Below are 308 nucleotides of genomic sequence, written 5' to 3' on the forward strand. Positions count from 1 at the left end.
TGAATTTTTGTAAGTGCGACTGCCGAGCCAACGAGGCTGAGCGGCCTAATTACAAAAACACATGCTTTTGTCACTAGGACTGGTTATTTAAACTCTTACCATACGAGTTAAGTGGCGTCCCCTAGGGGATTCGAACCCCTGTTACCGCCGTGAAAGGGCGGTGTCCTAGGCCTCTAGACGAAGGGGACAAAAAGTTGCATTTCGAAGCATTGCTTCGATGAATTTTTGTAAGTGCGACTGCCGAGCCAAGGAGGCTGAGCGGCCTAATTACAAAAACACATGCTTTTGTCACTAGGACTGGTTATTTA

Annotated in this window: 1 tRNA gene; it reads right to left on the minus strand. The window is 47.1% G+C overall.

The window, feature by feature from the left end:
* Positions 1-112 precede the first annotated feature (112 nt).
* Positions 113-188: transfer RNA gene (locus C2M29_RS09240), tRNA-Glu, on the minus strand.
* Positions 189-308 lie beyond the last annotated feature (120 nt).

The sequence above is a fragment of the Pseudoalteromonas sp. T1lg48 genome, assembly GCF_002964785.1.
Lineage (GTDB): Bacteria > Pseudomonadota > Gammaproteobacteria > Enterobacterales > Alteromonadaceae > Pseudoalteromonas.